At 64.7% G+C, this 6,219-nt stretch carries 5 protein-coding genes; all 5 read right to left on the reverse strand.

All coding sequences use genetic code 11. From position 1 onward, the window contains the following. Window positions 1-160: 160 nt before the first annotated feature. The 5 genes from AT959_RS15225 to AT959_RS15245 all read right to left on the reverse strand — a co-directional run bounded on the left by AT959_RS15225 (window position 161) and on the right by AT959_RS15245 (window position 5,948). Window positions 161-931, reverse strand: coding sequence for a class II aldolase/adducin family protein (locus AT959_RS15225; protein ID WP_066884733.1), 771 nt, complete (start codon window positions 929-931; stop codon window positions 161-163). 31 nt (window positions 932-962) lie between these two features. Then, entirely contained in the window at window positions 963-2,003 is a 1,041-nt protein-coding gene (locus AT959_RS15230) for a TRAP transporter substrate-binding protein (protein ID WP_066884736.1), read from the reverse strand. Window positions 2,004-2,127: 124 nt separating this feature from the next. Continuing rightward, on the reverse strand, window positions 2,128-3,171 hold the full coding sequence (locus AT959_RS15235; protein ID WP_066884738.1) for an AraC family transcriptional regulator: 1,044 nt from the start codon (window positions 3,169-3,171) through the stop codon (window positions 2,128-2,130). Between the two features lie 35 nt (window positions 3,172-3,206). Continuing rightward, complete coding sequence (locus tag AT959_RS15240; RefSeq protein ID WP_205629941.1) at window positions 3,207-4,409, reverse strand: Bcr/CflA family multidrug efflux MFS transporter; 1,203 nt, start codon at window positions 4,407-4,409, stop codon at window positions 3,207-3,209. Window positions 4,410-4,493: 84 nt separating this feature from the next. Further along, window positions 4,494-5,948 carry an NAD-dependent succinate-semialdehyde dehydrogenase gene (locus AT959_RS15245; RefSeq protein WP_066884746.1) on the reverse strand — a complete coding sequence of 485 codons (1,455 nt, stop codon included), beginning with the start codon at window positions 5,946-5,948 and terminating at the stop codon, window positions 4,494-4,496. Between the last annotated feature and the right edge of the window lie 271 nt (window positions 5,949-6,219).

Below are 6,219 nucleotides of genomic sequence, written 5' to 3' on the forward strand. Positions count from 1 at the left end.
GGGGAGAGCAATACTAAACGCTGGCGCCACAACAGCGGCGACCGGGCGATAAATTGCTAACATATTAACGTATTTTTACCACCACGGAGCATGCTTCAGGCCACCGCTTTGCCGGCCCCAACGCCCGGTCGACTGGCCTGCCAGCCGACCGGGCAATCGCTCAGTTGCGGTAGGACGGGTCGAGCCGATCGATGATCCGGGTCATCGCCGCCAGCGCATCTTCGCCCGCCCCGAACTTGGGATCGAAATTGAGCGAATCGGCGACGCACTTGCGCAGCACCGGCTCCGGAATGTCGACGACGGCGCCCATCGATTGCGCCGCGAGCTGGATTTCGCAGGCCCGGTTGACCAGCCACATCAGCGAAAAGGCTTGAGCCAGCGTCGCCCCGATCACCACCGGACCATGATTGCGCAGCATCAGCACCGGCTTGTCGCCGGCGCTCTGCAAAATGCGCTCGCCCTCCTCCAGATGCACGGTGATGCCCTCGAACTCGTGCCAGGCGACTTTGCCGTAAAGTTGGGCGGCGTAGAAGTTGCTGTACGACAGGCCATCCTTCAGGCAGCAGACGGCTTGGGTCGCCGTGGTATGGACGTGCATCACGCAATGACCGTCCGCCACCTTGTCGTGGATGGCCGAGTGGAAGGTGAAGCCGGCCGGATTGATCGGCCAGTCCGAGGGGCCGATGATCTGTCCCTTAATATCGACCTTGACCAGGTTGGAGGCGCAGACGTCCTGGTAGTGCAAGCCGAACGGATTGATCAGGAAGTGTTTTTCCGGCCCCGGCACACGCACCGAAATGTGGTTGTAGATCAGTTCGTCCCAGCCGAGGTAGGCGAAGATCCGGTAGACGCCGGCGAGTTTGACACGCAGCGCCCATTCCTCGGCGCTGAAGCGTTGCGGATGATCGTAGTAGTTGCCTTGTGGATTCATGTCGGTATTCCTTGTCGATGTGATGTGGCGTTCAGTTCTTCTGCTTGCGGGCCGCTTCGCGGGCGGCGGCGACCAGCGCTTCACCGTTGATATTTTTCTGTTTGGCGTCGCTCAGCCATTCCTTTTCGACGACTTCCAGTTGTTTCAGGATGGCATCGTAGTTGCCCGGCGAGACGACGGTCAGGGTATGGCCCGGCGTTGCCTTGACCTTGTTGCGCGCCGCAATCGACGCCTCGTCCCAGGCCTTGCCATAACGCTCGACCAGCGCCAGCCCCGAGGTCTTGTCGATAATCGCCTTGAGGTCGGCCGGCAGCGACTCGTACTTCTGCTTGTTCATCAGCACGACCAGGATGGTGGCCCCCATCACCGGCCGTTCAGCCGGGGTCTCGAAATGGTATTTCGTCACTTCGTCGAGCTTGGTCGGCAGCATGACCTCCCAGACCGCCGATGCGCCATCGACCACGCCTTTCGAAATGGCCTCGGTAACCTGCGCCGGCGGCATGGCGACCGGCGTCGCGCCCAGGGCTTTCAGGGTCCGGGCAATGGTCCGGTTGGGCGAGCGGAGCTTGATGCCATTGAAGTCGGCAGCCGTCGCCAGCGGCTTGCCGGCCGTATGGATATTCATGCCGCCGTCGCCATGCATGGCCAGCACCTTGAAATCCTTGTACTCATCCTTGAGCTGCTGTCCGTAAAAATCCCAGACGGCACGGCCGCCGGACAAGCCGCCCAACGGCAGAACGCCGGGCAGTTCGAGCGCCTCGGTCTTCGGGAAGCGCCCGGTGCTGTAGCCGGGCGCCGTCCAGACGATATCGGCGACGCCATTCTTGACCTGGTCGGTGAGTTGGGCCGGGGTACCGCCCAACTGCATGGACGGGTAAAACTGGCACTTGATGCGGCCGTTCGACAGTTGCCCCATTTCGTCGCACCAGGGCTGGAGCACCTGCTTCTGGGTGGTGGCGACCGCCGGCAGGAAATGGGCAATCTTGAACGTGACTTCCTGGGCCTGGGCGGCCTGCGCCGCCGCCAGCGCAACGCCGGCCAGCAGCAGGCGGCGGGGTAATGAAATTATCATGGGGGTCTCCTCGATGTTGTTTGCACGATGGGCTGAAAGCCCACCGCCACATCATAGGAAGACGCCCCGCCGGCCACTATCCGGATCCGGCGCCGGCTATCCGCATCCGGCGGATTGTTGCTGCCTAGGTAGCCCGGCGCCGGGTTTCCGACGGCGATTCGCCAAAACAGCGGCGATAGTCGGCGGCAAAGCGACCCAGATGATTGAAGCCCCAGGCCAGCGCGATCTCGGCAATGCCGCCCGGCCGACAATCGCCCTGCAAATCGCTGCGCACGCCGGCCATGCGAACCTGGCGCAGAAAGTTCATCGGCGTTGTGCCGCGTGCCTTGTGGAAACCTTCGCCGAGGGTGCGCACGCTGCAGCCGACCGCCTCGGCAATCCGCGCCAGGGTCAGGGCTTCCCGGGCATTGGCCCGGATGTAGTCCTCGGCCCGCTTGACATGGCGCGGCGCCAGCCCCGTCCTCGCCTGGCGCAGTGCTTCGCTGTACGAGTGTTCATGTTCGAGCAGCAGGTGCAGCAGCACCGCCTCTTCCAGGTTGTGGATGATCGGTTCGGACGCTGCCGGTGCCGTCGCCCCGACATAGCCGAGCAACATCTGCAGCAGGCCCATCCAGCGCCGCTGGACCGAGCCGTTGTTGGAACCGAAGGGGGAAAAATGCAGAGGGCGGTCAAGCGGACGATCCAGCAAGGCGGCGCATTTGGCGTCGATGGCAGCTTGGTCGACACGCACGTTGCAGCGCTCGCTGTCGCCGCTGAAGCGCTTGCGCACCGACTGGCCAGCCGAATCGACGACGACGAAGCCGCGGCCACCTTCGGCCGTACCGACCGCCGTCGTCACCCGAGAGAAACCGCTGACCTGGGTGGTGACCAGCACGAAGGGACGGTCGCCCGATTGCTCGATATCGATTTCCGCCCCGAAGGCCAGCGTTGCCAGCCCCAGGCGCCCGAGTTGCGAGGTCCGCAGGCGCATCCGGAAATCCTGCGGCCGCCCGGCCAGGCGCAGGCGGTTGCTGTTGTAGACGTCGGAGAGCCGGGTCGAGGCTTCATCGACATCCAGACTGAACAGCGTCGCATCGGGAGTGCCCAGCGCCTGCTCGGCGCGCACCCCGAGGTAATGGGATTCGCTGGCCAGATGAAGGTCTGCGTCATGGCATGAGATGGCGTTCATGTCGTCCCTCCGAATAGTTGCCTGGACCTGAATCCTTAACGGCGTTCGCCGCACAGGCGGAAACAAAACCAGCCGAGCAGCGACATGCCCGATACCGCCAGAATGACCCAGGCCATGGCTCTGCCGTTTGGATCATGGAAATAACTGATCGCTGCGCTGGCCAGCATGCCGAGACCGAACTGGCTGGCCCCGAACAGGGCTGCCGAAGCGCCGGCGTTCTGCGGATAGCGGGCCATCAGCAAGCCAACGCAGTTGGCACCGAGCAGACCGGTCATGCTGACGACGATGAACAGCCCGGCCAGCACCGCCGGCAGCGCATCGCCGACGCCGCTGGCGACCCACAGCAGCAAGGCGCCAACAAAGCCGAAGCCGCTGCCGACCCCGGCCATCACTGCCGCCCCCTGGCTGCGCACCAGTCGGCTGTTCAGATAATTGGCCGCGAAGATACCCAGGGCATTGGCCGCGAACAGCAAGCTGAAGGCCAGCGGCGAATAGCCGTGCAGCTCGATGAAATAGAACGGGCCGCCGGTGATGTAGGCGAACATCGCGGCGAACGACATGCCACCGGCCAGCAGCAGGCCGAGCGCCACCGGATCGCAGAGCAGCCGGCCGTAGGCGGCAAAAGCACTGGCCAGCGATAGTTGACCGCGGCGCTCGGCGGGCAGGGTTTCCGGCAACTGGAACCAGACGACCAGCAGGCTGAGCAGCCCCCAGGCGAGCAAGGCGCCGAAGGTGCCCCGCCAGCCGAAATGCTCGAGCAGGACGCTGCCGAGAATCGGCGCCAGCAACGGCGCGATGGCGGTAACCATGGCCATCAGCGACAGCTTGCGGATCGCCTCGGTCGGCGTATAGACGTCGCGGACGACGGCCCGCGCCAGCACCGAAGCCGCGCCGCCGCCCAGGGCCTGCAGGAAGCGGGCGACGATCAGCTGCTCGACCGCCAGCGCCAGCACGCAGGCCAGGCTGGCCAGCGCGAAAATGGCAATACCGCTGAGCAGTACCGTGCGCCGCCCGTAGCGGTCGGAGATTGGCCCATAAAACAGCATGCCGACCGAGAAACCGGCGAGGAAGACGGTGATCGTCAGCTGCACCGCTTCCGCCGAAGCCGCCAGACCCACCGCCATTGCCGGTAAAGCCGGCAGGTAGAGGTCGATCGAAAGCGGCCCGAAGGCGACCAGCGCGCCGAGCAACAAAATGAAACGGCCCTCGCGGGCCGGTTCGATGGCAGAAGTCGTCATTAAGAAGGTGTCTGCTTGATAGGTCATTCCCGCTCAGGCGCCCCAAAGGAAGTGCCCTTGGGGGGCGGCAATGACTCCGGTTGTTTACAGGCCGCCGAGCGCCAGGTACTTGGTTTCCATGTACTCGTCGAGACCGTGACTGGAGCCTTCGCGGCCAATGCCCGACATCTTGACGCCGCCGAACGGGGCAACCTCGGTCGAGATCAGGCCGGTATTGACGCCGACCATGCCGTATTCGAGCTGCTTGGAGACACGCCAGACGCGGCCGTGGTCCTTCGAGAAGAAGTAGGCGGCCAGCCCGAACTCGGTGTCGTTGGCCATCTGCACGGCTTCGGCTTCGCTCTTGAAGCGGAAGAGCGGCGCCACCGGGCCGAAGATTTCTTCCTTGGCCACGGCCATGCCCGGCACCACGTCGGCCAGGATGGTCGGCTCGAACCAGGTGCGGCCCAGCGCGTGGCGCTTGCCGCCGGTGACGACGCGGGCGCCCTTGTCGACGGCATCCTTGACCAGCTCCTCGACCTTGTTAATCGCGGCGTCGTCGATCAGCGGCCCCTGGGTGACGCCCTCCTCCGTGCCGTTGCCGACCTTCAAGGCAGAAACGGCGGCCGCCAGCTTGGCGGCAAAGGCGTCATAGACGCCATCCTGGACCAGGAAGCGGTTGGAACAGACGCATGTCTGGCCGGCGTTGCGGTACTTGGAGGCGATGGCACCAGCCACCGCAGCATCAAGATCGGCGTCGTCGAAGACGATGAACGGCGCGTTGCCGCCCAGCTCCAGCGACATCTTCTTGACCGTACCGGCGCACTGCGCCATCAGCAACTGGCCGATCGGCGTCGAGCCGGTGAAGGTCAGCTTGCGGACGATCGGGCTGGCCGTCATTACGCCGCCGATGGCCGAAGCCTTGCCGGTGACGACGCTGAAGACACCGGCCGGGACGCCGGCCCGTTCAGCCAGTTCGGCCAGGGCCAGTGCCGACAACGGCGTCTGCTCGGCCGGCTTGAGGATGATGGTGCAGCCGGCAGCGAGCGCCGGGGCGACCTTGCGGGTGATCATTGCCGACGGGAAGTTCCACGGCGTGATCGCCGCGCAGACACCGACCGGCTCCTTGGTGACGACCAGCTGGCGGTCCTTGAACGGCGACGGGATGACTTCGCCGTAGGCGCGCTTGGCCTCCTCGGCGAACCACTCGACGTAGGCGGCGGCATAGGCGATTTCACCGCGCGATTCGGCGAGCGGCTTGCCTTGCTCGGCCGTCATCAGCCGGGCGAGGTCTTCCTGGTTGGCCATCATCAGGTCGAACCAGCGGCGCAGGATGCGGCTGCGCTCGACGGCGGTCGTTTCGCGCCAGGTTTTCAGGGCCTGCTCGGCCGCCTGCACCGCACGCTCGGTTTCGGCGGCGCCGCAACGCGGTACGGTGGCGATGGTTTCGCCGGTGGCCGGGTTGGTGACCGGGAAGGTTTCGCCGCTGTCGGCGGGAACCCAGGTGCCGTTGATGTAGCAGGCTTGACGGAGCAGGTTTTGGTCTTTCAGGGACAGCATGAGTGTTCTCCTTGGAGTGTTCTTGGTCAGGCGTGGTGCAGATTGTTGGCGATGGTTACGCTTGGCTGGTTTGGGGTTCCGCCTTGCTGGCGGGCGTACTTTCTTTTGGGTGGCCAAAAGAAAGTAGCCAAAGAAAAGGCCACCCCTGGGTCGGTGTCCCCTTCGGGGATTCCCTGCGCTACTCGAAACACCGGGCGGCTGCGCAACTCGGGGCTGCGCCCCTCAGACAGTGCTCGCCGAAGGCCCCCGGCATTTCTGCGTTGCTCGGCAC

Origin of the sequence: Dechloromonas denitrificans (assembly GCF_001551835.1) — a bacterium.
In the GTDB taxonomy this organism is placed as follows: Bacteria; Pseudomonadota; Gammaproteobacteria; order Burkholderiales; family Rhodocyclaceae; genus Azonexus; species Azonexus denitrificans.

Bases quoted from the DNA above. Each gene is read 5' to 3' on its own strand.
- AT959_RS15225 (WP_066884733.1), bottom strand. From the start codon at position 931: ATGAATCCACAAGGCAACTACTACGATCATCCGCAACGCTTCAGCGCC.
- AT959_RS15230 (WP_066884736.1), bottom strand. From the start codon at position 2,003: ATGATAATTTCATTACCCCGCCGCCTGCTGCTGGCCGGCGTTGCGCTG.
- AT959_RS15235 (WP_066884738.1), bottom strand. From the start codon at position 3,171: ATGAACGCCATCTCATGCCATGACGCAGACCTTCATCTGGCCAGCGAA.
- AT959_RS15240 (WP_205629941.1), bottom strand. From the start codon at position 4,409: ATGACGACTTCTGCCATCGAACCGGCCCGCGAGGGCCGTTTCATTTTG.
- AT959_RS15245 (WP_066884746.1), bottom strand. From the start codon at position 5,948: ATGCTGTCCCTGAAAGACCAAAACCTGCTCCGTCAAGCCTGCTACATC.